This window comes from Collinsella sp. AF18-8LB, from assembly GCF_003459795.1.
Classification (GTDB): Bacteria; Actinomycetota; Coriobacteriia; order Coriobacteriales; family Coriobacteriaceae; genus Collinsella.
Genome location: NZ_QRWU01000002.1, coordinates 164,324 through 188,511 on the forward strand (window position 1 = coordinate 164,324; position 24,188 = coordinate 188,511).

Annotated in this window: 24 protein-coding genes and 1 pseudogene; 14 read left to right on the forward strand and 11 right to left on the reverse strand. The window is 58.7% G+C overall.

Annotated elements, in window-relative coordinates:
* Nucleotides 1-120: 120 nt before the first annotated feature.
* Nucleotides 121-1,125 (reverse strand): helix-turn-helix transcriptional regulator, encoded by a 1,005-nt coding sequence (locus tag DWX25_RS09515; RefSeq protein WP_199407122.1) that lies wholly within the window; start codon nucleotides 1,123-1,125, stop codon nucleotides 121-123.
* A 296-nt stretch (nucleotides 1,126-1,421) separates the two neighbouring features.
* Here DWX25_RS09515 and guaA point away from each other — a divergent pair, with 296 nt between their 5' ends.
* Complete coding sequence (gene guaA, locus DWX25_RS04390) at nucleotides 1,422-2,402, forward strand: glutamine-hydrolyzing GMP synthase (protein WP_117743326.1); 981 nt, start codon at nucleotides 1,422-1,424, stop codon at nucleotides 2,400-2,402.
* 116 nt (nucleotides 2,403-2,518) lie between these two features.
* Here the strand turns inward: guaA and DWX25_RS04395 are convergent, their stop codons facing one another.
* Both DWX25_RS04395 and DWX25_RS04400 read right to left on the reverse strand, forming a co-directional pair.
* Complete coding sequence (locus tag DWX25_RS04395; RefSeq protein WP_117794373.1) at nucleotides 2,519-3,667, reverse strand: HAMP domain-containing sensor histidine kinase; 1,149 nt, start codon at nucleotides 3,665-3,667, stop codon at nucleotides 2,519-2,521.
* The gene (locus DWX25_RS04400; protein ID WP_117743324.1) at nucleotides 3,664-4,338 is read right to left on the reverse strand and encodes a response regulator transcription factor; all 675 of its coding nucleotides are present in this window, start codon (nucleotides 4,336-4,338) and stop codon (nucleotides 3,664-3,666) included. Before DWX25_RS04400 ends, DWX25_RS04395 begins: the two co-directional genes overlap by 4 nt.
* A gap of 89 nt (nucleotides 4,339-4,427) precedes the next feature.
* On the opposite strand from DWX25_RS04400, the gene DWX25_RS04405 reads away from it, so the two are divergent.
* From DWX25_RS04405 to DWX25_RS04440, 8 genes are all read left to right on the forward strand, one after another.
* Complete coding sequence (locus DWX25_RS04405) at nucleotides 4,428-4,574, forward strand: CD1871A family CXXC motif-containing protein (protein ID WP_197032826.1); 147 nt, start codon at nucleotides 4,428-4,430, stop codon at nucleotides 4,572-4,574.
* Complete coding sequence (locus DWX25_RS04410; protein ID WP_233505092.1) at nucleotides 4,567-5,478, forward strand: 4Fe-4S binding protein; 912 nt, start codon at nucleotides 4,567-4,569, stop codon at nucleotides 5,476-5,478. The genes DWX25_RS04405 and DWX25_RS04410 overlap by 8 nt, the downstream gene beginning before the upstream one ends.
* Nucleotides 5,479-5,513: 35 nt before the next feature.
* Nucleotides 5,514-6,476: a redoxin domain-containing protein gene (locus DWX25_RS04415; protein ID WP_117807820.1), complete on the forward strand. Its 963-nt coding sequence runs from the start codon at nucleotides 5,514-5,516 to the stop codon at nucleotides 6,474-6,476.
* A 98-nt stretch (nucleotides 6,477-6,574) separates the two neighbouring features.
* Complete coding sequence (locus DWX25_RS04420; protein WP_158550203.1) at nucleotides 6,575-7,234, forward strand: Crp/Fnr family transcriptional regulator; 660 nt, start codon at nucleotides 6,575-6,577, stop codon at nucleotides 7,232-7,234.
* A 119-nt stretch (nucleotides 7,235-7,353) separates the two neighbouring features.
* Nucleotides 7,354-7,674, forward strand: coding sequence for a rhodanese-like domain-containing protein (locus DWX25_RS04425; protein ID WP_117807818.1), 321 nt, complete (start codon nucleotides 7,354-7,356; stop codon nucleotides 7,672-7,674).
* 2 nt (nucleotides 7,675-7,676) lie between these two features.
* The gene (locus DWX25_RS04430) at nucleotides 7,677-9,368 is read left to right on the forward strand and encodes an FAD-dependent oxidoreductase (RefSeq protein ID WP_117743321.1); all 1,692 of its coding nucleotides are present in this window, start codon (nucleotides 7,677-7,679) and stop codon (nucleotides 9,366-9,368) included.
* Between the two features lie 187 nt (nucleotides 9,369-9,555).
* A complete protein-coding gene (locus DWX25_RS04435) occupies nucleotides 9,556-12,810 on the forward strand; it encodes an ABC transporter ATP-binding protein/permease (RefSeq protein WP_117807816.1) in 3,255 nt (1,084 codons plus the stop codon).
* A 50-nt stretch (nucleotides 12,811-12,860) separates the two neighbouring features.
* On the forward strand, nucleotides 12,861-13,814 hold the full coding sequence (locus tag DWX25_RS04440) for a tRNA-dihydrouridine synthase (RefSeq protein WP_117734584.1): 954 nt from the start codon (nucleotides 12,861-12,863) through the stop codon (nucleotides 13,812-13,814).
* Nucleotides 13,815-13,978: 164 nt separating this feature from the next.
* Here DWX25_RS04440 and DWX25_RS04445 read toward each other — a convergent pair whose 3' ends face one another.
* Both DWX25_RS04445 and DWX25_RS04450 read right to left on the reverse strand, forming a co-directional pair.
* Nucleotides 13,979-14,224 (reverse strand): glutaredoxin, encoded by a 246-nt coding sequence (locus tag DWX25_RS04445; protein WP_117798961.1) that lies wholly within the window; start codon nucleotides 14,222-14,224, stop codon nucleotides 13,979-13,981.
* 51 nt (nucleotides 14,225-14,275) lie between these two features.
* The gene (locus DWX25_RS04450) at nucleotides 14,276-15,103 is read right to left on the reverse strand and encodes a TipAS antibiotic-recognition domain-containing protein (RefSeq protein WP_117858857.1); all 828 of its coding nucleotides are present in this window, start codon (nucleotides 15,101-15,103) and stop codon (nucleotides 14,276-14,278) included.
* A 138-nt stretch (nucleotides 15,104-15,241) separates the two neighbouring features.
* Here DWX25_RS04450 and DWX25_RS04455 point away from each other — a divergent pair, with 138 nt between their 5' ends.
* Together DWX25_RS04455 and DWX25_RS04460 are read left to right on the forward strand one after the other, a co-directional pair.
* A complete protein-coding gene (locus tag DWX25_RS04455; protein ID WP_233505606.1) occupies nucleotides 15,242-15,979 on the forward strand; it encodes a tRNA (N6-threonylcarbamoyladenosine(37)-N6)-methyltransferase TrmO in 738 nt (245 codons plus the stop codon).
* Nucleotides 15,980-16,091: 112 nt separating this feature from the next.
* Complete coding sequence (locus tag DWX25_RS04460; protein WP_117807812.1) at nucleotides 16,092-17,303, forward strand: MalY/PatB family protein; 1,212 nt, start codon at nucleotides 16,092-16,094, stop codon at nucleotides 17,301-17,303.
* Between the two features lie 96 nt (nucleotides 17,304-17,399).
* On the opposite strand, the gene DWX25_RS04465 is transcribed toward DWX25_RS04460, so the two are convergent.
* Nucleotides 17,400-17,879 (reverse strand): pyridoxamine 5'-phosphate oxidase family protein, encoded by a 480-nt coding sequence (locus DWX25_RS04465; protein ID WP_117734579.1) that lies wholly within the window; start codon nucleotides 17,877-17,879, stop codon nucleotides 17,400-17,402.
* Nucleotides 17,880-18,133: 254 nt separating this feature from the next.
* On the opposite strand from DWX25_RS04465, the gene DWX25_RS04470 reads away from it, so the two are divergent.
* The 3 genes from DWX25_RS04470 to DWX25_RS04480 all read left to right on the forward strand — a co-directional run bounded on the left by DWX25_RS04470 (nucleotide 18,134) and on the right by DWX25_RS04480 (nucleotide 20,560).
* Nucleotides 18,134-18,559: a potassium channel family protein gene (locus tag DWX25_RS04470; protein ID WP_158550201.1), complete on the forward strand. Its 426-nt coding sequence runs from the start codon at nucleotides 18,134-18,136 to the stop codon at nucleotides 18,557-18,559.
* A 36-nt stretch (nucleotides 18,560-18,595) separates the two neighbouring features.
* Nucleotides 18,596-19,129, forward strand: coding sequence for a TIGR00730 family Rossman fold protein (locus tag DWX25_RS04475; protein ID WP_117807810.1), 534 nt, complete (start codon nucleotides 18,596-18,598; stop codon nucleotides 19,127-19,129).
* 126 nt (nucleotides 19,130-19,255) lie between these two features.
* Nucleotides 19,256-20,560: a chloride channel protein gene (locus DWX25_RS04480; protein WP_117807808.1), complete on the forward strand. Its 1,305-nt coding sequence runs from the start codon at nucleotides 19,256-19,258 to the stop codon at nucleotides 20,558-20,560.
* A gap of 94 nt (nucleotides 20,561-20,654) precedes the next feature.
* Here DWX25_RS04480 and DWX25_RS09785 read toward each other — a convergent pair whose 3' ends face one another.
* From DWX25_RS09785 to DWX25_RS04500, 5 genes and pseudogenes are all read right to left on the reverse strand, one after another.
* Complete coding sequence (locus DWX25_RS09785) at nucleotides 20,655-21,122, reverse strand: EamA family transporter (protein ID WP_369831506.1); 468 nt, start codon at nucleotides 21,120-21,122, stop codon at nucleotides 20,655-20,657.
* Nucleotides 21,117-21,530 (reverse strand): annotated as a pseudogene (locus tag DWX25_RS09790) (EamA family transporter); the annotation flags it as partial. The pseudogene DWX25_RS09790 and the gene DWX25_RS09785, both read right to left, overlap by 6 nt.
* A gap of 259 nt (nucleotides 21,531-21,789) precedes the next feature.
* Nucleotides 21,790-22,488, reverse strand: a complete 699-nt coding sequence (locus tag DWX25_RS04490; protein ID WP_117734574.1) for an ABC-2 transporter permease — start codon at nucleotides 22,486-22,488, stop codon at nucleotides 21,790-21,792.
* On the reverse strand, nucleotides 22,485-23,366 hold the full coding sequence (locus tag DWX25_RS04495) for an ABC transporter ATP-binding protein (protein WP_117734573.1): 882 nt from the start codon (nucleotides 23,364-23,366) through the stop codon (nucleotides 22,485-22,487). Before DWX25_RS04495 ends, DWX25_RS04490 begins: the two co-directional genes overlap by 4 nt.
* A gap of 23 nt (nucleotides 23,367-23,389) precedes the next feature.
* Nucleotides 23,390-23,770, reverse strand: a complete 381-nt coding sequence (locus DWX25_RS04500) for a GntR family transcriptional regulator (protein WP_117743314.1) — start codon at nucleotides 23,768-23,770, stop codon at nucleotides 23,390-23,392.
* Between the last annotated feature and the right edge of the window lie 418 nt (nucleotides 23,771-24,188).

The following is a 24,188-nucleotide window of genomic DNA, read 5'->3' on the forward strand; positions in this document are numbered from 1 at the left end:
ATCCAATTTTGCGAGAAGGTGCCCCGTGGCGGTAGTGCCGTTCAAGGGTCAAAATGTCCAATTTAGGCGAGCGAAGTGCCGGGCTCCGGATCGCGTTCGATGCGCTTGGCAGCCCGGTCGCTAACGCAACATATGAGCGACCAGCTCGGCGCGCGTGCCGATGCCAAGCTTTGCATATACGCCGGATAGGCGGTTTTTAACAGTGCCCGGCGACACGCCCATATGGCGTGCGATTTCGGCGTTGGTCCACCCACGGCAGGCGAGCATGGCCATGGTGAACTCCGTGGTCGTTAGATCGTCGGCCACGTCCTCGCCCGAATCGGGGTTGTGGATGCGCCGCCAGCCGTAACTGAATCGATATGTAATCTCGATGATGCGTGCGAAATCGTCAGGGTATTGCGATTTTAGGCATGCCTCGATGAGTCCTTGCAAAAGGCCATGGTGTTCGCCGATGAGCTCGATAAGGCCGTCGGGACGCGCAATGTCCCAAGCGGCTCCGAAGTGTGCCTTTGCGGCGTCGACGTCTTTGAGGCTCATGTATGCCATGGAAGCTGCCAGGTGCAGGAACAGTTCCGAGATCGGATAGCTTTCCTGTTTCATGATCAGGGCGTTTTCCGCCATGCCCAGACTGCGGCCGTATTCGCCGCGCAGATACAAGGCGTGCGCCATCACGTAGCTGGCGAACAGGCGCAGGCCTTCGGGCAGATGCGCCGCAAGCGGATGAAACTCTTCGGCAGAATACGGGGAAGGCAAGTGCAACAGGACACTCGCGGCCGAGGCGAACAGGATATGCGTGGCGTGAGCGGCGGGCGATTCCTCGTCAGTTGGCGTATCGAGGATGCCCGTAAGGCAACGACGGGCATCGGCGATACGGTTGAGCGACAGACTGGCATATCCGCAGATAAAGCATGCGGAATAGCGCAGCGCGGGATCGGTGGCGTCAAGATAGGGGCGCGCCGTCTTGGCAGCGAGGGTGGCCTGTCCGCGAAAGTACAGCGCTTCTGCCGTGGCGATGGTGCGTGAATCGGGGTCGGAAATGCCTGCAACCGCAGCGTCAATCTGCCCCGGCACAAAGGCGGTGCACATCAACGGCATGGGAATGAGCGGGTAACTATCGCAGTCCATCTTCCATCTTCCATCAGGTGGCCACATTAGCAGCAATTGTACTCCTGTTGCTCGGGACTGGAATTTGTGGTTATCGCCTACGATTATGCCGAACGAATAAAGGAAGAGTCTATTGGCAATGCTCCCAAGGGAGCTACCGAAGTCTAGCTGACCTCGACATTAGGAAAAATTGCCACCCCTGCAAAAAGCTCCGTTGCAGCGATGGGAAACGAACCTTGCTCTGCATATAATGAGGGCATATGACAGCGCGTTTGCATATGCGCGGCGCGTTCCATCGAACCGAAAAGGAGCCCTGCATGGATCCCAACAAGCGTCCCGACGATATGGTGCGTATCACCACTCCCGAACTTGCCCAGGTGTTCATCGGCGAGCAGGTCACCGCAATCCGCGAGCAGATCGGTGACAAGAAGGTTCTGCTGGCCCTTTCCGGCGGCGTTGACAGCTCGGTCGTCGCGGCGCTCCTGATCAAGGCCATCGGCAAGCAGCTCATCTGCGTGCACGTGAACCACGGCCTCATGCGCAAGGGCGAGAGCGAGCAGGTCGTCGACGTGTTCCAGAACCAGATGGACGCCAACCTGGTCTATGTGGACGCCACCGACCGCTTCCTCGATAAACTCGTCGACGTCGACGAGCCCGAGGCCAAGCGCAAGATCATCGGCGCCGAGTTCATCCGCGTGTTCGAGGAGGAGGCCCGCAAGGTTGGCGACGAGGTCAGCTTCCTCGCCCAGGGCACTATCTACCCCGACATTCTGGAGTCGCAGGACGGCGTGAAAGCCCACCACAACGTTGGCGGTCTGCCCGAGGACCTGCAGTTTGAGCTCTGCGAGCCCGTTAAGCTGCTGTACAAGGACGAGGTGCGCGTCGTGGGCCGCGAGCTCGGCCTGCCCGAGAACATGGTTGAGCGTCAGCCGTTCCCCGGTCCTGGCCTGGGCGTCCGCTGCCTTGGCGCCATTACCCGCGACCGCCTCGAGGCGCTGCGCGAGGCCGACGCCATCGTGCGCGAGGAGATCGACAAGGCCGGTCTGACCATCTGGCAGTACTTTGCCGTGGTGCCCGATTTCCGCGCCACCGGCGTGCGCGAGGGCAAGCGCGCCTACGACTGGCCCTGCATTATTCGCTGCATCAATACCGTCGACGTCATGACCGCTGAGGTGCCCGAGCTCGACTGGGCGCTGCTCAAACGCATTACCGCACGCGTGACCGCCGAGGTCCCCGGTATCTGCCGCGTTTGCTACGACCTTACGCCGAAGCCCGTCGGCACGGTCGAGTGGGAGTAAGCTAACTCAGCTGGTAGGCGACGAGAACTAGCAGATGTGACAAAGGGACGGTCCCTTTGTCACATCTTCGATGTTATGTGCGGGATGGTACACCACACGGCGTGCCATCCCGTTCGTTATTTTAATGAGCCGGGTGCGCGAGCGGGAAGAATCACGAGCATGGTCGTTCCGCGCTTCGAGCTTTCTTCGACCTCGATGGAGCCGCCGTGAAGCGCGGCGATCTCCCAGACCAGCGCAAGCCCCAGCCCCACACCGCCATATGCTCTGCTGCGCGATCTGTCGACACGAAAGAAGGGCTGAAAGATGCTCGTCTGGTATTGCTTGGGAATGCCTGGCCCTTGGTCACGCACGCGAAGCAGCACGCGGTCGCCTTCGGCACGGGCGCCGATTTGCACGGTTGAGCTGGGCGCACTGTAGCGAATGGCATTCTCAACCAGGTTGAACAGTAGCCGATAGATCAACGTGTCGCAGCCGATCGTTTGCGCGTCGCCCTTGCTTACAAGCGTGATGCCCTTTTGCTCGGCAAGGGGCGCCAGGTCGGTGAGCACTTCTTCGATCATCGGCGCCAGGTCAATCGCATCGTTGCAGGGAACACTACGCAGCTCGCTCATCTCGAGCAGGGTCTTTGTCATGTGCGTCATTCGCTCGGTCTGCTCCTGCAGCAGCCGGAGCAGGCTCGCTGTATCGGCATCGGCGTCGGGGTGCTCAGCGCAAAACAACTCAACCTGGGCTTGCATGAGCGCGAGCGGCGTGCGTAGCTCGTGCGCCGCATTGCCCGTAAACTGTCTTTGTGCGGATAATCCCTCGTCAAGGCGGGAAATCATGTCGTTAAACGACGCGCTGCAGCGCCTGAGTTCAGAGGGCACGTCCTCGCTGATCTTTGTGTCGGCGAGGTTGTCGGGCCGCACGCTCTCGACTTGCGCCGCAAAGGAGCGCAACGGCTGCAGCGCATATCCGCTCACGAAGTAGGCTAGCACGCCACCGAGCAGCGTCGCCGCCGCGGTTATGCACCAGCTCGTCGCGCTAAACGATGCTTGGGCGTCGCTCACGACGATGGTCAACTCATCGTCGAGCTCTTTGCTTGCCGGGTCAAATGAGCTGGGCGCTGCGGTCTCCACCTTGTTGTGCGCCGCCGCTTCTGCACCAATCGAGTCCATGTAGCGCATGCCGGAGTAACCAACCAGGCAATTCATAAGTACGCAGGTCGAACATATCAGTAAGGCCGTCATCAACGTGATGCGCCACTGCAGCGACAGCCGCTTCATTTGCCGTCCTCCATAACGTAGCCTTCGCCGATTCGGTTGCGGATGGGGTCGTGCCCCAACGCGCCGCGCAGCTTTTTGCGCAGCGATGAGATATGCACGCGGGTCGCGTTGCTAAAGCTGTTGACGCTGCTGTCCCATACATGCTCGATAAGCTCTTCCTGGCGCACCGGCCGCCCTTGGTTAAGCATCAGGGATTCCAGGATGCCGGTCTCCTTGCGCGTGAGGGATAGAACCTCGCCGCCCACGGAGGCGAGGCGCGCCTTGGTGTCAAAGCTCAGTGATCCACAGGTTAGAACAACGTCGCTTTGCGTAAAGCGCCCGAGCGTGAGGCTGCGCATGCGTGCCGCCAGCTCGTCAAGATGGAACGGCTTGGTGAGGTAGTCGTTGGCGCCCGCACCGAGCCCCGCTACCTTGTCGGAGACCTCGCCGCGTGCCGAGAGCACGAGCACCTTGGTCTCGCAATCAGTTGTCCTGAGTTGCCTGAGCACGGTCATGCCGTCGACATGGGGGAGATTGAGGTCGAGCACAACAAGATCAAAGGTCTCGACATCGAGCAGATCGAGGGCCTGTTGTCCGTCGTAGCAGCAGTCGACGCTATAGGCCAAGTTGCGCAGGCTGCGTGCGATCGCATCGCACAGCGCCCGCTCGTCCTCGACGACCAAGATACGTATAACGTTCTCCTTGCATAATCATTCACGCTTAACACGGATTTTATAGTCGGTATGGTCCAATGGGTCGCGAAACGAAAGGAGTGGTCAGATTGTTCAAAGCGATTAAGCCTGTGGCGCAGGTGGCTTTGCTGATCGTTGGGGTAGCCATGGTTGGCTTTGGAATTATGCGCGGCGAGGCAGATGCCGTGCTGGCCAAGGCAATCAGGCTGTGCTTGGAGTGTATCGGAATTGGATAAAAGAAAAAACACTGCATCGCATCTTTTAGCGCGATTTCGTGGATTGATTCAGGCGGCGGCGACGCTTGCGACCAATATTCACCTGCCTAACTTTGCCAAGGGCGGCATCTACCAGGGAGCGGGCAAAGCCGTCTGCGTGCCGGGCCTCAACTGCTACTCGTGTCCGGCGGCCTCGGGTGCGTGCCCCATCGGGTCGTTTCAGTCGGTGGTGGGCTCGTCTAAGTTTAGCTTTTCGTATTACGTCACCGGAACGCTCATTCTGATCGGCGTGCTGCTGGGACGTTTTGTATGCGGCTTTTTGTGCCCGTTTGGATGGCTACAAGAGCTTTTTCATAAGATTCCCAGCAAAAAGCTCTCCACGAAAAAGCTCAAGCCGCTCACGTACATCAAGTATGCCGTGCTGCTGTTTGCCGTGGTGCTGCTGCCCGTCTTGGTGGTTAACGATGTGGGTATGGGCGACCCGTTCTTTTGCAAGTACATCTGCCCGCAAGGTGTGCTCGAGGGCGCGATTCCGCTGTCCATCATGAACGTGGGAATCCGCTCCGCGCTGGGAAAGCTCTTTTCTTGGAAGCTCGCGATCCTCATTGTGGTTGCGGTGCTGAGCGTGCTGTTCTATCGCCCCTTCTGCAAATGGATTTGCCCCCTCGGCGCATTTTATGCGCTCATGAACAAGGTGTCATTGCTGGGGATTCGGGTTGATCATTGTAAATGCGTCTCGTGCGGCAAGTGCGCCAAGGTGTGCCAGATGGACGTGGACGTTACGCGTACGCCCGACCATGCCGAGTGCATTCGTTGCGGCAAATGCGTGGGCGCGTGCCCCGTCGATGCTATTAGCTTTCGCTACGGGCTGGGTTTGACGGGCGACAAACCCGCGCAGTCCACGCAAGCCTGCGAAAACAAATAGGTACCTATATAAGTTTCGATATAAACGGAGGAACCATGAAACTGTCAAAAATTGCGGCTCTGTTGATGCTGCCCGTGCTGGCGCTGACTCTCGCGGCGTGCTCTGCCCCCAAGGGCGACGCGAAGGATGCCACGAGCGGCGATGCGCAGATTGCCGAGCTCATAGCGCAAAAGCCGTCGAGTGCCGAGGAGGCGGCCGAGCTGTACCAGCAGCTGCTGCAAAAGGAAAACGAGATCTTTGCGAGCGATAACGCCCTATGGGAAAAGGTGTTCCTTGCGGCCAACAAAGACACTCCCATGATTGAGGACGGCAAGAACTACGGTGACTTCTTGCTCGATACCATCGAGGGCGCCAAGGATCAGTTTGCGGCTGACGAGCTTAAGACGCTTAAGGCGGGCGCGCAGCAGGTCAAGGAGATCGAGGACAAGCTCATGGCGCTGGAGAAGGAGTTCCCCGGATGTGGCAGCACGCCCGGCGAGGGGAAGAGCGTCGATGCTTCGACCGCAGGCATGACCAACGGCGAGAGCGAGGAGACGAAGTTCCCCAGCTTTAAGGGCAAGGACTTGGACGGCAACGATGTAAACAGCGACGAGCTGTTCTCCAAGAACAAGGTCACCGTCATGAACTTCTGGTTTACCACTTGCAAGCCGTGCGTGGGAGAGCTGGGCGATCTGGAGAAGCTCAACAAGGAGCTTGCCGAGAAGGGCGGCCAGGTCGTGGGCGTTAATTCCTTTACGCTCGATGGCAAAAAAGACGAGGTGGCTGATGCCAAGGACGTGCTTTCCAAGAAGGGCGTGACGTATAAAAACATCTGGTTTAAGTCGGATAGCGAGGCCGGAAAGTTCACCTCCAACCTGTACTCGTTCCCGACCACCTATGTGATCGACCAGAACGGTAACATTGTGGGAGAGCCGATCATGGGCGGCATCAACTCCGCTGAGCAGCGCGAGGCGCTCAACAAGCTAATCGAGCAGGCGCTCGCGAAGAGCGAACAGTAAGTCCGTGGGAAAGACAACTGAAGGGGAGTCGCTGGAAACAGCGACTCTTTTTTCTGCTTCGGGGTAGCATCATGGGTATACGTCGAAAGGGGGCGGCTATGGTCGGCAGCATGGTCGAGCGGTTGCCGTTTTGGGGACAACTTACATCCGATGAGCAGACGCTCGTGGCAGAGCGCTCGTCGCTGCGATTCTTTGATGCCGGGCAGATAATCGGTAGCAGCGGAAATTCTTGCACTGGCATTGTCTTTATTATCGAAGGTGACATTCGCGTGAGCCTGCTTTCCGAGGAAGGCAAGGAGGTCACGCTGTTTAGGGTTGGCTGCGGAGAGTGCTGTGTCACCACGGCCTCGTGCGTTATCGAGCAGATTTCATTTGACACCATGGTGGTTACAGCACGCAGGTCATCGCTTTTGGTGGTGCCTGCGAGCGTGTGTGCCCAGCTCGCCCGCGATAATGTCTACGTTAAGGCCTTTATGCTCCAGGTTGAGGTGAAGCGCTACTCCCAGGTGGTATGCGTGCTGCAGCAGATGCTCTTTAAGCGCCTCGATCAGCGCGTCGCCAGCTACGTGCTCGAGCATTGCCGAGCTGCGGGCACAGCAGAAGTTGCCGTAACGCAAGACGAGCTTGCACGCGACATCAACTCTGCGCGCGAAGCGGTGACGCGCGCTCTGCGACGTCTTGCGCAGGACGGGCTCATCGAGATTAGGCGCGGACGGATTATCGTGCGTGATGTAGATGGGTTAGCACGGTTGGTCTAGACCTACCGCGCAGCTGCATCTGCCGTCGGCAACATATTTTCCGTTTGGTGACTTGGTCACAGAACGCGACCGCAGTGCCTTGGCATACTTGCCCAAAGCAACCAGCAAAGGAGTGCGCTATGGGATTGTTTGATTTGTTTGCAGGACCGGACATTAATGTGGGCGTCCAGGAATGGAAGGCTTCTAAGGGGGCGGTGCTGCTCGACGTGAGGAGTGCTGACGAGTATGGACAGGGCCACATTCCGGGCAGCGTCAACGTTCCGCTCAATCGTATCAACCAGGTGCTTGAGCTGTATCCAGACAAGGGCACGCAGCTTTTCGTGCATTGCCTGAGCGGTGCGCGAAGCAACCAAGCTGTGAGTTTTCTTAAGCGTTCTGGGTATGGCAGTGTCAAGAATATCGGCGGCATAAGCGGCTACACGGGAAAGGTGGTGCGTTAGCTATGAAGGTGGTTATCGTTGGAGGCGTCGCGGGCGGCGCATCGGCGGCGGCACGTTTGCGCAGACTCGACGAGCAGGCCCAAATTGTCATCTTTGAGCGCACGGGTTTTGTATCGTATGCCAACTGTGGGCTTCCGTACTACATTGGCGGCGTGATAGAAGAAGAGAGCGCATTGACGCTGCAGTCTCCCAAGGGCTTTTGGGATCGCTTTCGCATTGCGGTCAAGACGAGTCACGAGGTGTTTGCCATCCATCCCGATTCGCATACGGTCGAGGTTCGCAATATGCTGACGGGCGAGGAATTTGTCGAGACGTATGACAAGCTCATCCTGTCGCCGGGTGCAAAGCCGATCCGCCCTGCGTTGCCGGGCATCGACTCGGATAAAATCTTTAGCCTACGCACCGTTGAGGACACGCTGCGTATTCACAGCTATGTTCGAGAGCGGCGACCGAGCAGTGCCGTCGTGATCGGCGGCGGCTTCATTGGCGTCGAGACGGCGGAGAATCTGTGTGAGCTGGGGCTCCAGGTGACCCTTCTGCAGCGTCCCGTCCAGCTTATGAACAACCTGGATTACGACATGGCGACCCTTTTGCATACCGAGGTGCGTGAGCACGGTATCGATCTGCGCCTCAAGGCCGATGTGACAGGTTTTGAGGAAGTTGATGGCCGCGTTGTCACCCATGTTGCGGGCGATGACCCTATCGGAGCCGATATGGTGCTGCTTGCCATTGGCGTGGCACCTGAGAGCCATCTGGCGCAAGAGGCGGGGCTCGAACTGGGCATCAAGGGGGCTATTGTGGTCAACGACCGCATGGAGACCTCTGCTGCCGACGTGTATGCCGTGGGCGATGCCGTGCAGGTCACGCATCAGGTGACCGGCGAGGACGCGGTCATTTCGCTCGCCGGCCCCGCCAACAAGCAGGGGCGTGTCGTCGCCGATGTCATAGCTGGCATGGACAGCTGCTACCTCGGATCGTTGGGCTCATCGGTTATCAAGGTATTCGACTTGACGGCGGCAAGCACGGGACTATCCGAAAAGGCAGCACACGCGGCGGGAATTGACTGCGACAGCGTGGTCCTGTCGCCCGGTTCGCATGCGGGTTATTATCCGGGTGCAACGCCCATGACCATGAAGGTTGTCTTCGAGAAGCAGGGATTGCGCCTGCTGGGTGCGCAAATCGTGGGCATCGATGGTGTGGACAAGCGTATCGACGTCCTGGCGACTGCCATCCAGGCAGGCATGCGCGGCGATAGGCTTAAGGATTTGGACCTAGCATACGCGCCGCCGTATTCATCGGCGAAGGATCCCGTCAATATGGCGGGCTTTATGATCGAGAACCTCAATCGCGGCATACTGGCGCAGTGGCATTGGGAGGATGAGCCCAACTTGCCACGCGATGGCAGCGTGCAGCTGCTCGATGTTCGTACGGAAGGGGAGTATGAGCGCGGGCATATCGATGGTTTCGTAAACATTCCCGTCGATGATCTGCGCAATCGCCTGGGCGAGCTCGACCGGGCCAAGCCGGTTTACGTGATTTGCCAGAGCGGCATTCGCAGCTACATTGCTTGCCGCATTTTGGCGCAGCATGGCTTTGAGTGCTTTAACTTCTCGGGCGGCTATCGCTTCTTTGCAGCCGTGACTGAGGCTCGCCGCGGCAGCGCTAACGTTATGCCGTGCGGGCTCGAAAAGTAGCGCGCATTGGAATGTGACAAAGTGACAGCCTCTTTGTCGCATCGGGGATGTTATACGCGGGATGGTGCGCCATGCGGCGTGCTGTCCCGTTTTTTTGTTCGCTACATTCCTTACTGGTACCGGCAGAAAAGCTGATAGAGTAGGTCAAACGTGTCGAACGCGAACGGCGGGGGAGAGGTTGCCGTCCATGCTGGATCTCAGAGATATTTGCAAAAGGTATGTTGCGCAGTCGTTTACGCAGGTGGCGCTCGACAGCGTAAGCCTGTCTTTTCGCGATAACGAGTTCGTGGCCATCCTGGGTCCCTCGGGCTCGGGAAAAACTACGATGCTCAACGTCATTGGTGGACTCGATCATTTTGATTCCGGCGACTTGCTGATCGACGGCATCTCGACCAAGGACTTCAGCGACCGCGATTGGGATGCCTACAGAAACAATCGCATTGGCTTTGTGTTCCAGAGCTATAACCTCATTCCGCATCAGACCATTTTGGAAAACGTTGAGTTGGCGCTCACGCTCACGGGTGTGGGGCATGCCGAGCGCCGCCAGCGTGCGCGCGAGGCGTTGGAGAAAGTTGGCCTGGGCGAGCACGTTAACAAACGCCCGAGCCAGCTATCGGGCGGACAGATGCAGCGCGTGGCCATCGCCCGCGCCCTGATCAACGACCCCGAGATCGTGCTGGCAGACGAGCCGACCGGCGCCCTAGACTCAACGACATCCGTGCAGGTCATGGATTTGCTCAAGGACGTGGCGCGCGACCGTCTGGTCATTATGGTCACGCACAATCCCGAGCTGGCGTACAAGTACGCTACGCGCATCGTCAACCTGGCGGACGGCAAGATCACCGACGATTCCGACCCCTTTGATGTTGCCAAGGCCGCGCGCCGCGAGGCCAAGCCTACGCGCAAAACCTCGATGAGCTTTATGACGGCGCTGGGGCTTTCTGCCCGAAACCTCATGACCAAGAAGGGCCGTACGGCCATGACGGCCTTTGCGGGCTCGATTGGCATTATCGGCATTGCGGCGATCCTGGCACTCTCCAATGGCGTAAACGGCTACATCAAAAAGGTTGAGGAGGACACGCTCTCGAGCTACCCACTCAGCATTTCCAAGCAGGATTACGACCTGTCGTCCATGATGGGCGGAGAGGGGGCCACGGATGACGGTTCGTCTGAAAGCGTGGATTCGTCCGACGACAGTGCCGGCGGCGAGGCTAAGGGAACCGATAAGATTCCTGTGGTCACGGCCGTAAAGGATATGTTTGCGAGCGTTAAGTCCAATGACATGACGAGCTTTAAGGCATGGCTCGATGCCGGTGGCGACGGCATCGATAAAGAGGTCAACGCCATTCAGTACGGCTACGGTGTATCGCCGGTTGTCTATCGTGCCGGCAAGGGCGATGAGAAGCCTGTCCGGCTGGTGCCCAACGCCATGACCGAGGCCATGAGCGGAGGCGCGAGCTCGGCGGCAACGGTGAGCATGGATTCCATGGGAACCTCGGTCTTTAACGAGATGATTGACGACCAGAGCCTGCTCGACAGCCAGTACGATGTCGTTGCCGGCCATTGGCCCACGTCCGCCAACGAGGCCGTGATGGTGCTTTCGAGCCGCGGCACGGTGGGCGACTATACGCTCTATAGCATCGGTGCGCTGGATATCGATGAGCTCAATGACCTGGTCAACAGCGCCATGACGGCCGACGGCAAGGTCGAGACGCCCGAGACCGGCACCGACTTTACCTACGACGATGCGCTGTCCACGACATTTAAGGTGTTGTCGCCGGCCGATGCCTATCGCAAAAACGAAGAGACCGGCATGTGGACTGACATGTCTGGCGATGCCGACTTTATGGCGTCCAAGGTTGCTGACGGTATCGACGTGCGCATTGTGGGCGTGGTGCGACCCAACGAGACGGCTAACGCGAGTGCATTGTCCCCGGGCATTGCCTACACGCATGCGCTGACTCGCCAGCTTATGGAGCGCGCTGCCGATTCGCAGATCGTGCAGGAGCAGCTTGCCCGCCCCGAGACGGATGTCTTTACGGGTAAAACCTTTGATGAGCTGCAAGGCGAGGCCAAGCAAGGCGTTGATCTGGGCAGCATGTTCAGCGTGGACGAGGCGGCGCTAAAGAGCGCGTTCTCGCTCGATACGTCTGCGCTCTCGGGTGCGGCCAGCGGTATGGACCTTTCTGGTATCGACTTGTCCGGTCTGGACATTGACCTTTCGGGCGTTGGGAAGGACATCGACTTCAGCGACATCATGGCCAAAGCGCCGGCTCCAGATTTCTCGGGCATCTTTGACGGTCTGGAGCTCACACCCGAGCAAATGCAGCAGGTGGGAACGCTTGCCAACCAGCTGTTTGAGGGCTTTATACAGTCGGATCAGTTTAAGGCGCTGTCGCCCGAAGATCTTAAAGACGCGTCAAAGCTTGCTGCCGCTTTCTCGACGTATCTTGAGCATGATGCCGACGCCCAGCAATACCTGGCTCAGCTCAAGGCGCTCGGCGGCGATGCCCTGGCCGAGCGTCTTGAGCACGCGATGACCGACTATGTGCAAAAGCAGCTGGCTCCGTATCTGCAGCAGTCTATGGATCAGGTGACCAAGACAATCAGCGAGCAGATCGCGATGACGGTATCGGCCCAGCTCAAGATGGGTGCGGCGGGACTTATGGACCAAATGGCGACGCAGATGTCTTCGAGTTTTGCCAACTTGGCGAGCGCCATGCGCGTGGATGCGGGTGCCTTCGCTCGTGCCATTCACTTCAACATGGACGCCGAGGACCTGAGCTCGCTCATGATGAGCTATGCCAAGGCGTCAAAGCTCACCTACGATAACAATCTGACCACGTTGGGCTATGCGGACGAGGCAGACCCCATCTCGGTCAAGATTTTCCCGCGTGACTTTGAGGCCAAGGAGCGCGTACTCGATCACATCGATGCGTACAACAAGCAGGTTAAAGCCACTGGCCACGATGAACAGGCGATCTCGTACACCGACTACATGGGCATCATCATGGGTTCGGTGACCGACATCGTGAACACCATCAGCTTGGTGCTCATCGCATTCGTGAGTATCAGTTTGATGGTGAGCTCCATCATGATCGGCATCATCACCTACATCAGCGTGCTGGAGCGCAAAAAGGAGATTGGCATCCTGCGCGCGATTGGCGCATCGAAGCGTAACGTGGCCAACGTATTCAATGCCGAGACCTTTATCGAAGGCCTCATTGCCGGCGTCTTTGCCATTGTCGTCGTGGTGGCTGTGAGCCTTCCGGTTAATGCCTGGGCGCTTGCGGCCAAGCAGGTTCCCAATCTGATGAGCCTGCCCGTTCAAGACGCGCTGATGCTCATCGCAATTTCGGTGCTACTGACGGTCGTTGCTGGCCTGCTACCTGCCCGCAGTGCATCCAAGAAAGACCCCGTGGAAGCCCTACGCTCCGAATAATGTGACAAAGGGACTGTTCCTTTGTCACATTGATTTGAGAATGGATGTTGATGTATTTATCGCTGGCCCCTATGGAGGGCATTACCGGGCATGTGTTCCGTCGCGTGCATGCGGAGTGCTTCGGCGCGCTCGATTGTTATTACACGCCGTTTTTGCCGCCGCCGCGGGTGGGCAATCGCTTTGGCGGCAAGGCGTTTAAAGAGATCGACCCTGCTAATAACCAGGGACTTAACGTGGTGCCCCAGCTGATGTCCAAGAATGCGGACGAGTTTGTGTGGGCGGCACAGGTGCTCGCCGACATGGGCTACCGCGAGGTCAATCTCAACCTGGGTTGCCCTTCGGGAACGGTTGTCGCCAAGGGCAAGGGCTCGGGTTTCTTGCGCAATCTCGACGAGCTCGAGGCGTTCTTAAGCGATGTGTGCGAGCGGTCGCCGTTGCCGGTGTCGGTCAAGACCAGACTGGGGCTCGAATGCGATGACGAGTACGAGCGCGTGCTCGATCTGTATTGCCGCATGCCGCTGGCGGAGTTGATCGTGCATCCGCGCGTGCAAAAGGACCGTTATACGGGCTCACCGCGCAAAGAGTTTTACGGCGAGACGCTGGAACGGGCGCCGTTCCCCGTGGCCTATAACGGCGACATCTTTGATCTTGAGGACATGGATGCGCTGGTGAAGGCCTATCCCGGAACACGCCACGTAATGTTGGGGCGCGGCTTGCTTGCGAATCCCGCGCTGGCTCGCATGGTTAAGGGCGACCCTGCCGCTACCGCCGCTGAGCTGCAACGCTTCCATGACATGCTGTTTGCGGCCTATGCGGACGAGATTGGGGGCAACGCGGTCTTTCGCATGAAGGAGTGGTGGTTCTACGCCAAATGCGCCTTCGCCGATCCCGCGACCGTTCACAAGCTCGTACGCAAGACCAAAAAGGTCGATGAATACCGTGCCGCCGTCGAGCGTGTCTTTCGCGAGCAGCCACTTGCGCCCATCGCCCGCTTTTGTGGCTAAATGATCCCTTGGGGACGGAGAAGAACGGATCGCCTGTGCTGGGCCCATGCAAAAAGCTGTACGCCAGCATCCAAAGATGTCGAAAAATGTCGACTTTGGATGCTGGCGTACATGTTTGGGTCGTATGGGCTTGGACGTCGGGGCGAGCCGACTGCAATTGCGTGCTAGAGCAGATTCTTCTGTACCCACGCGATAATGTCGCCCGACTCGTAGAGCGGTGCGCCGTCAATGAACAGGCAGGGAACCTGGCGCTTGCCGCCGACGGCGATAAGCGTCTGCTCGGCATCGGAATCGGTCGAGATATTGCACTCGGGGATGGTCAAGCCGTTATCGGCCAGGAAGCGCTTGACCTTTATGCAATACGGGCAGCCGGTCATAACGTACAGCTCGAGCTCGTGATCAGTAGCCATGGGTCTCCAATCGGTTGAGGTTTCGATTGAGATACCCAAAGCCGCCGTGGTCTATGCGCGAGCCAGGGACGACTCGATGGCCTGAACCAAAAACGCCGTGGCGCCTGCGCCGCAGGGCTTGTCGTAGTAGTCAACAAAGCGCTGATCGGCAAGGTAGCCGTGGGCGAGGCCTAGGTATGCGTTGTCTTGGGGCTCGTGTCCCCAGTTAAGGCCAATCCATCGGCGGTGCATTGCGACAAGCTTGCGGGCTTCGTTACTCTTTGGGTCGCCGTCGTCCATGGCAATCGAGAGCTGGCCCAGAATCGCGCGCTCGAGTTCTTTCATGTCGTTCCAGGTTTCGGGGTCCATATCCAACAGCGCTTCGTTTGCGGTGTCGATCGCCTCGTCGCCATAGCGCGCTCGCGCTTCGGCACCGTAGCGCTCCTCGTTTTCGTGCACGGTGCGCCAGCGCTCCAGTTGCGGCAGCACGGCACCCATGAGCGAGACGGCTTCGTCGAGCGACATGCCGGTGTTTTGTGCCAGCCGCGGGGCACAATCCTCGATCATTGCCTCCATCGTGGTCTCATAGGTGTACTTACCGCGGTCGTAGCACCACTTGCAGTAATGGTCGGTCGCGGCGCCCGCGGCATCGGTGCCGCAGTCGTCGGGTGTGAGCACCATGCCGCAGCTCTGGCAATAGTGCTCGGGCATTTCGAGCAGGTGGGACAGCGGCTCTCCGGTTACGGCGGCAATGAGCTTCATCATGTCGATGCCCGGGGTGACTTCGCCGCGCTCCCAACGGCTGACGGCTTGGCGCGTGACGTAGAGCTTGGCGGCGAGCTGCTCTTGAGTGAGATTGTTGGCGCGGCGGACGGCGATGAGTTTTTCTGCAAAGGCCATAACGGCTCCTTTCTGCTGTTTGTTGGGTTAAGCATACGCGGCGGCCGACGCCCTTCCAAGCAACCGTTGGTTGCATGCAGATGGCGATGACAGGCAATCGTGGCCCGTTGCCCTCGCCTGTGCCGTACAATGACCGACATGGAACCTATTGCACACATACATACCGACCTGCCGCAGAAGTTCGGCATCCCGCGCAACAGCTTTTTGGCGCCCCATCTTGAGGGGCGCATTGTCTTTGAGCCGGAATATGCTTCCAGCGCGTCAGTTGAGGGTCTGGACTCCTTCTCTCACCTGTGGCTGCTCTGGCGCTTTGAAAACGGAACGCCCGGCGGCACGGCCGAAGACATCGCCGTCGATGCCAAGACGCAGAACAGGTCCGGCACCAACGCCAAGTGGTCGAAGACCGTGCGTCCGCCGCGCTTAGGTGGAGCCGAGCGCGTGGGCGTATTTGCCACGCGCAGCCCGTTTCGCCCCAATCCCATCGGTCTTACCTGCGTCAAGCTCGATCATGTCGAGCTTACCGACGACGGTCCCATCGTCCATGTGCTGGGAGCGGACCTGCGCGACGGCACGCCCATCTACGATATCAAGCCCTACATTCCGTTTGCGGACTGCCACCCGGATGCGACCGGCGGCTGGATTGAGGATGCGCCGTGGCAAGAGCTCGATGTTGACTTTCCACAAGCGCTGCAGGAGATGGTCCCGTCCACAAAGCTCCCCGGCTTGGCCGAGGTCCTTCGCCAAGATCCGCGCCGCGCGGGTAGCAAACACGAGCCAAACCGCGTCTACCATCTGGCCTACGCCGGGCTCGACATATCCTTTACGGTTGATGGAACCAGGTTGACGGTAATCGCCGTCAACGACGTGCGGGACTAGCCGGCCATTCGCCGGCGCCCGCCAAATCCAACGCCAAACCCCATGCCAAAATCGCCCACGCTGGTGGACAATAACTCCTACCAAAACAATCCGCTTTGCACGGGAGCTCAGCATGAAATACGACTTTACTTCGCTTATCGACCGTCACGGCATGGACGCCATCGCCGTTGACTCCTGGGGCGAGATCCCCGGCATGGCTCCGAACGCGCCTGACGAGGGCTTCGACCGCATTCCCATGTGGGTGGCGGACATGAACTTTGCCACGGTGCCCACGGTCCAGGAGCACATCATTCAGCGCGCCCAGCATCCCATGTTTGGCTATTTCGATCCGCGCGACGAGTACTTCGACCGCATCATCGAATGGCAGAGCCGCCGTAATGGCGTCGAGGGCGTGCTCCCGGAGCATATCGGCTACGAAAACGGCGTGCTGGGCGGCGTCGTGTCGACCCTGCGCGCGTATGTCCAGCCGGGCGATGCGGTGCTGGTCCACAGCCCTACCTACATCGGCTTTACCAAGTCTATCGAAGCCGCGGGCTATCGCATTGTCCACAGCCCGCTTAAGCTCGACGACCAGGGTGTGTGGCGCATGGACTTTGAGGACATGGAGCGCAAGCTCGTCCAAAACCATATCCATGCCGCGGTGTTCTGCTCGCCGCATAACCCCTGCGGCCGCGTATGGGAGCGCGATGAGATTGAGCGCGTCATGGACATCTATCGCCGGCACGATTGCGTGGTGATCTCGGACGAGATCTGGTCCGACATCATCATGCCCGGCCACAAGCATATCCCGACGCAGTCGGTGAGCGAGGATGCTCGCATGCGCACGGTCGCCCTCTATGCGCCGAGCAAGACGTTTAACCTGGCGGGCCTGGTCGGCAGCTACCACATCATCTATAACGAGACGCTGCGCGATCGCGTGTGCGCCGTGTCCAATAAGACTCACTACAACGAGATGAATGTCCTTTCAATGCATGCGCTTATCGGCGCCTACCAGCCGCAGGGCTACGAGTGGGTCGATGAGCTCAACGAGGTCATCGAGGGCAACATTGACTACTTCTGCGATTACGCGGACGAGCATTTTGAGGGCGTGTCCTATTCGCGCCCGCAGGGCACCTATATGGTGTTCCTAGACTGCACGGAGTGGTGCCGCGAGCATGGCCGCGATATTCAGTGGCTGCTCGATGAGGGCGCGCGTGTGGGCGTGGGCTATCAGGACGGCCGTCCGTTCCACGGATCTTGCCACATTCGCGTGAATCTAGCACTGCCGCTTTCGCGTGTAAGGGAAGCGTGCGACCGCTTGGACCGCTACGTTTTTGGGGTATAGGGGGCAAGCGATTCGGCCGCCGCGGTCTGCGCCCACGCCGTTAGCGTGCGTGGGCGCATAGGGCACAGAGGGCCGCGAGCACGTTTTCCGCGTTTGCTACTTTTCCTGAATCTGCTTGCCGCAAAGGTGCTCAACCGTAATTTCATACAGCTGGACGCCCCCTATGCTTTGTTTGATCTCCTCTTCGGCCTCCTCGGCGGAAGGGTAGTATTTGAGGGCGAGCTGGCGGATTGTATCTTCGACAAATGCCGGGTCATCGTTCACGAGGCGACAGCGGCCAAAAACCACGGTGCTCTGAACATAGGGTGCCCAGTCGTCATCCTTATACCAATCGTTGCCATAGACGGTAAAGCAGACTTTGTCGTTTCGTTTGAGTGCGTCGACCTTGTGTCCTGCCTTGGCACCATGAAAATAAATTTTGTCGTGCTCGGTGTCAAAGAAGTAGTTGACGGGAATGGCATAGGGATAGCCATCGTCGCCGTTGACGGCAAAAACGCCGCGCTTGCAATCGGCGAGCAGCTCTCGCGCCTGTTTATCGGTGATGGCGCGCTTTTTTCTGCGAAGAGGCCTAAACATTGTGGACTCCCTTTCTTTTTGCGTGCTGCGGGCACGGCGGTGGGCGGTATGTCTATATCAAGATACTCGTTCGGGCCGTGAGACCTGTGGGGATGTCCTATTTGTCGCAGATTGAAACGTATGCCGTTTTGCCACGGGGACGGTCCTTCATAACCCGCCGTTTAGAAGCGTCCCCGACGACTGGTTCCGTTTGCGGGGAAGGCGTGGGACAATACCGAGCGAATGTGATTGGGCGTCTGGGAAAAGGGGTCGCGATGAACAAGTTGAGGACGCTTGCCGACGTGTTGCGACAGGCTGGCTTTGCACGCATCACGGGCCTGTTTCTTATCTTTTACCTGCTGTGCTCGACGGCTGTCTGGCTGTCCGAGCCCACGACCCTCACGTTTGGCGATGGTCTCTGGTTTAGCTTTGAGACGGTCTCGACCATCGGCTTTGGCGATATCCCGGCCGAAACGCCGGTCGCCCGCGCTATTACCGTCGTCCTGAGCGTCATCAGTATCTTCTACATCGCCATGCTCACGGGTGTGGCGGTGAACTACTGCAATACGCTCATTAAACTGCGCCAAAAGGACACCATGGCGCGCTTTATGGATGATCTTGAGCATTTGGAAGAGCTCGATCGTGACGAGCTCGCTGACCTGTCGCGCCGCGTACGCGAATATCGCCGACGCCAACGCTAGAACGGGCGCCGTGCGTCACGACGAGGGGGACTGAATATGAATATCACCGTGTATCTGGGCGCCAGCGTCGGCAATGACCCGGCGTTTCTGCCTGCGGTGCAAGAGCTGGGCAACTGGATTGGCTCCAACGGGCACGCGCTGGTATACGGCGGGTCCAAATCGGGCCTGATGGGCGCGCTTGCCGATAGCGTGCTCGATGCTGGTGGGCATGTGACGGGCGTTGAGCCGAGCTTTTTTATCGAGGCCGAGTTTCAACACGAAGGTATTGACGACCTTATCGTGACGAGCGATATGGCTGAGCGCAAAGCCAAGATGATTGAGCTTGGTGATGCCTTCATTGCCTTTCCCGGCGGGACGGGCACGCTCGAGGAGATTGCCGAGGTCATGTCTGCGGTATCGTTGGGACACCTGAGTGCTCCGTGCATCCTGTATAACCTGGACGGTTACTACAACGACCTCAAGGCGCTGCTCGGGCATATGGTCGATAAGGGCTTATCGAGTCCGCAGCGCCAGCAAGGCATCTACTTTGCCGCCGATTTGCGCGAGATTGCCTCGATTATTGGGGGTTGAGGTTCGCATCCGTAGTGCCCTAGCACTCAATGGTGTCGTTTGGGGTGCAGATGGTTGGCTCGTCTGGACAACGCTCGCCCTACAATAAAGGATATCTATGTTGACTTTGACCAACGGGAGGTCCCGATGGATAACCTGGCAAAACCCAAAAACCGTGCGCTGTTTTTAGTGAGCGTGGCTGTGACCGGTGCGTTTGCGGGCGCCGCGGTTTGGCTGTTCTTCTTTGCGATGGAGCACGGTATCGACTATCTATGGACCGAGATTCCGCAAATGCTGGGCGTCGCTTCGCCCGAGCTCGCGAGCGGTCCGTTCGGTTTTTTACCGTACCCGTTTTTCGTCTGCCTGCTGGGCGGCCTGCTGATCGGTCTGTACGAAAAGATGACGGGCACCAAGACCGATGACCTCAACCAGGTGATGGCCAAGGTAAAGCGCGACTGCCGCTACCCGTACGACAACCTCGGCAAGCTATCTCTTGCGGCATTGCTGCCGTTGCTGTTTGGCGGAAGCATTGGACCGGAGGCTGGCCTGACCGGTGTCATTGCAGGTCTGTGCAGCTGGGTCGGCGACCGCATGCGTTGCTTTGGCGCCGAGTTTAGGGAGCTCACGCTGTTGGGTACCCAGGCTGCTCTGACGGCGCTCTTTACCGCGCCTGTCTTTGGCTTTGTGGCGCCGCTCGCCGGCAGCGCCGACGGCCAGGGCGCCGACGACGATGAGGACTCAGCGTCCGACGAGATCACCATCAAGCTGCCCAAGGCGCAAAAGACCGTGGTCTACGGCATTGCGATTGCCGGCGGCTTGGGCACCTATCTGTTGCTCGGCCAGCTTATGGGCGGCGGTATGGGTATGCCGAGGTTCGAGGCCGCCGAGGTGGGCAACCTCGAGCTCGCCTGGCTTATTCCCCTGGCGCTCATCGGCACGGCCTGTGGCTGGCTGTACTTTGTTTCGGAGCACGCGAGCGAGGCATTGGCCCACGCCATAGGGGAGCGCCCTGTCATCAAGGCCATGCTGGCCGGTTTGGCGCTCGCCATTTGCGGCACGGTCCTGCCCTACACCATGTTTGCCGGCGAGACGCAGGCCGACGTGCTCATGGAGACCTATATGACCATTCCCGCTGGCGTACTCATTGCAACCGGTCTTGTCAAGGCCATGCTGACGCCCGCCCTTATCAACATGGGCTGGCGCGGCGGCCACTTCTTCCCGGTTATCTTCTCGGGCGTAAGCCTGGGCTACGGCCTTGCTGTCCTCACCGGCGCCGATCCGGTCTTTTGCGTCGCCGTCTGCACGGCATCGACGATGGGCGCCGTCATGCGTCAGCCGGTCATGGTCGTGGGCCTGCTGCTCATGTGCTTCCCACTCAAGGGTATCGTCTGCATGATCATCGCCGCCGTTATCGCCGCCGGCATTCCGCTGCCCAAGCCGCTGCGCAAGTAGCACGATAGCGCGCAGTCAGTACAAACATCTCAAGTCCGGTGCGGGCGCTGTGTCACGGATTTGCGGGTGGACTGGATTTCGTTCGGTATCGGCGCTACTTCCAAATTGCAAGCGCGGCGGTGCCCAGTACGATGAGGGCGAGACCGATGGCGCTGCGTCGTGAGAGTTTTTCGTTGAATGCCAGACGCGCAAATAGTACCGATACGACAATCGATAGTTTGTCGATCTGCACCGCGACGCTCACCTGGCCTGCAGCGATGGCGTAGTAATAGAGCAGCCACGATGCTCCGGTTGCGATGCCCGATGTTACGAGAAATGTGAGTTCGCGCCGGTCAACGTGCGCGACCTGCTCCAGTTTTCCCTTGGCTGCCACGATTGCCCATGCCATAACCAGTACCACGCAGGTGCGGATTGCCGTGGCCAGGTTTGACTCGACGCCTTCGATGCCGATCTTGGCGAGGATGGAGGTGAGTGCCGCGAACACGGCGGCGCCGAGGGCGTAAGCGAGCCAGGTCCGGTCTTGCTGCTGCTCGGGTCCGGCGGACTGCTTCTTCTCGATCATTAAAAACGTGCCGAGGGTGATGACAGCGGTTCCCACGAGCTTAACCGCAAGGTTGCTCGTCTCACCAAAAAGCGCGATGGCGACCAGCGCGGCGAGCACGGTGCTCATCTTGTCGACCGGTACGACCTTATTGACGTCTCCGATGCTCAACGCCTTAAAGTAACAGATCCACGAAGCACCTGTAGCGAGTCCCGAGAGGACGAGAAAGAGCCAGGATCTGGGTTCGATACTGCCAATGGTCCCAATGGATCTAGAAATGCCCGCCATTGCCCAGGCGAAAACGAGCACCACGCAGGTGCGAATGGCCGTCGCGATATCGGAGTCGGTCTGCTTGATACCGCATTTGGCCAAGATGGATGTGATGCCGGCAAAGAATGCTGACGCAAATGCTGCGACGACCCACGACACGGGTGCGATGCCTCCTTGGATAATGGGTTTATCCTGCGAGTTTTATGGACATAAGGATACCGCCCCACCATGAAGGTTTGATATGGCCGCGGCGAGACGGGGCCATGTTCCGGGGAGCCATTTGGTTAGGGCTCGAATTGAAGGTGAATGTTTTTCCGAGAAGTGAACGGCATGCCGTGAAGGGTGGTAACGACGTTGTTACTGCTTCGTCTTATCTAGTAAATGAGGTGGGGTGCCGCCCAAGTCCTTTAGCTGTCGATTACAGGTCGCGTACTCGATAAACCTTGGTGCTGACGGTGCAGCTGATTGCGCATAGCGCGAGGGCCAGGACGGCAATTCCTGCGCACAGGCAGCCGAGGACGGCGGAATCGGGATTTGCCCCGGCAATCGACATGAGCCAGTTGCTGATGGGGTTGGAGGAGCTCAGCGTGGCCATAGCAAGGCAACCGAGCAAGGCAAACAGACCAACGGACAGGCGCAGCGCCTCCATGTGTCCAAAACGAAAGAACAGCGGCTGCGCCAAAAACACCATCATGAGGGAGATGAGCATCGAGGCTGCCGAGGCAATTGCGATCTCAAATACGACCTGTCCCGTCGGGAAAATGCCTGCATTATTGAAGAGTGGGATGGTGACGATGTTCAACAGCGCGGCCGCACATGCCATGATGGCCGAGAAAGCAACGATACACAGGTAACGTGCGCAGACGATGTCTTTGCGCGAGAAGGGCAGCGTTGCCCGATAGCGCTCCCATCCGTTTTGATTGTCGAAGCCGGCTAGCGAGTTCATGATCATGATGGGCGACATGGCGCTGACTGCGCAGGCGCCAGCACTCATGCCGGAATCACCATCCGATGCGTTGGCGAGGGTCATCACGATGAATATAAATAAGCCGACACCCGCGATGCTCGGGATAAGCGTGCGAACGATGGCGAGCTCGGACATAAAGGCGCGTTTCATTTCGAAGCCCCTTTCAGCATGAGGCGAAGGTAGTCATCAATGGTTGCCCGATCGCAGGGAATCTCGGGGAAAGCCTCGAGCGTATCACGGCGGTTGGGCACGAGCACGTCCACGCTATAGGCGTGGCGGGCAGCACGGGCGCCTTCGACGCAAGCCATGAGCTCTGCGGCCTGTGCTTGCGTGCAGTGGGCGATTCCGGCGCGGTCGGTAATGTCCTCGCGTGGCAGGTCAAATGCAATCGAACCGTTATCGATGCAGATGACGCGATCGGCGGCGCTATCGAGGTCGGACGTAATGTGGCTCGAGAGCAGTACGCTGCGCTGGCCGTCGGAAACAAAGGCGAGCAGCTCATCGAGCAGCTCCTCGCGCGCCATGGGATCGAGGCCCGCGGTGGCTTCGTCCAAAACGAGCAGCCTGGCATTGTGGCTGAGCGCACAGGCGAGCTGCAGCTTCATACCCATGCCGCGGGAGAGGTCTTTGACCTTGGCTTTGGGATCAAGGCCAAATCGTTCGATAAATCTGGCGAATGTTTCGCGACTCCATGTGGGGTGCGCCGGGCCTACGAGCGTCTCGATCTGGCCCACCTTGAGCGTGGAAGGGAAAGGACACGTGTCCAGGACAAGACCGATGCGGGAGCGCAGATGGCGCTGTGTCTCGCCGGGCGCGTCGGTGCCGCAGTGCTGCCCAAACAGGTGCACCTCGCCGGCATCGAGCTTTATGAGTCCGAGCGCGGCGCGAATCGTCGTTGTCTTACCGGCGCCGTTTGCGCCCACAAAGCCAACAATCTGGCCGGGCTCCACGGTGAGTGTGACATCGCGTAGGGAAAAGCGGTCGCTTACGCGGCGTGAGACGCCTTTGAGTTCTAGCAAGTTTTGCATGGTATAGCCTTTCTTGCAGATGGCTACTGCATGGTTTCGGGGGCTACAAGGTCGAGCATCTCGTGCAATTTGTCGCGCGTGACGCCCAGGGTTTCGGCCTGCGTAGCGGCCTGCGCAAGCAACTCTTCGATATGGCAAAGCTGGTTTTCGCGCAAGAGTTCCTGGTTGCCCTCGGCGACAAAGCAGCCCTTGCCCTGCACGGTACAGATAAAGCCAAGTTGTTCCAGGTCGGCATAGGCGCGCTTGGTGGTGATGACACTCACACCGAGGTCGCTCGCGAGCGCGCGGATGCTGGGGAGTTTGGCTCCTGCAGCGAGTGCGCCCGAAAGGATCTGAGCTTTGACCTGCGAGGAGATCTGCTCATAGATGGGCTTGTCGCTCGAATTGGATAGGATGATGTCCACAGCGGCTCCTTAGCTGTTGGGCTACACGTGTATATAACCGGTAAGCACAGTATATATACACTATGCACAGTTATGCAAGAGGAAATGTGGAATAGCCTGCCAGTGTCGCGCTTACTTCAAAACAATCTCAATCTGTAACACCTAGGTCCGTTTTGGGTCGCTTGCTGTTACAGATTGAGATGTTATTTGCCCGCCTGTCTATTTGTCTCAATCTGTAACAGTAAGAGTCGATTTGGGCGGCTAGATGTTACAGATTGAGACATTGGTTGCCTTCCTGCCGGTTTATCTCAATCTGTAACAGGTGGAGGCTCAAAACCCGTCTTTCTGTTACAGATTGAGACGAGATTGAGACGGTGTCGATCTTCCCAGCCGTTTATCTCAATCTGTAACACCAGGAACGCTAAAACCCGTCTATCTG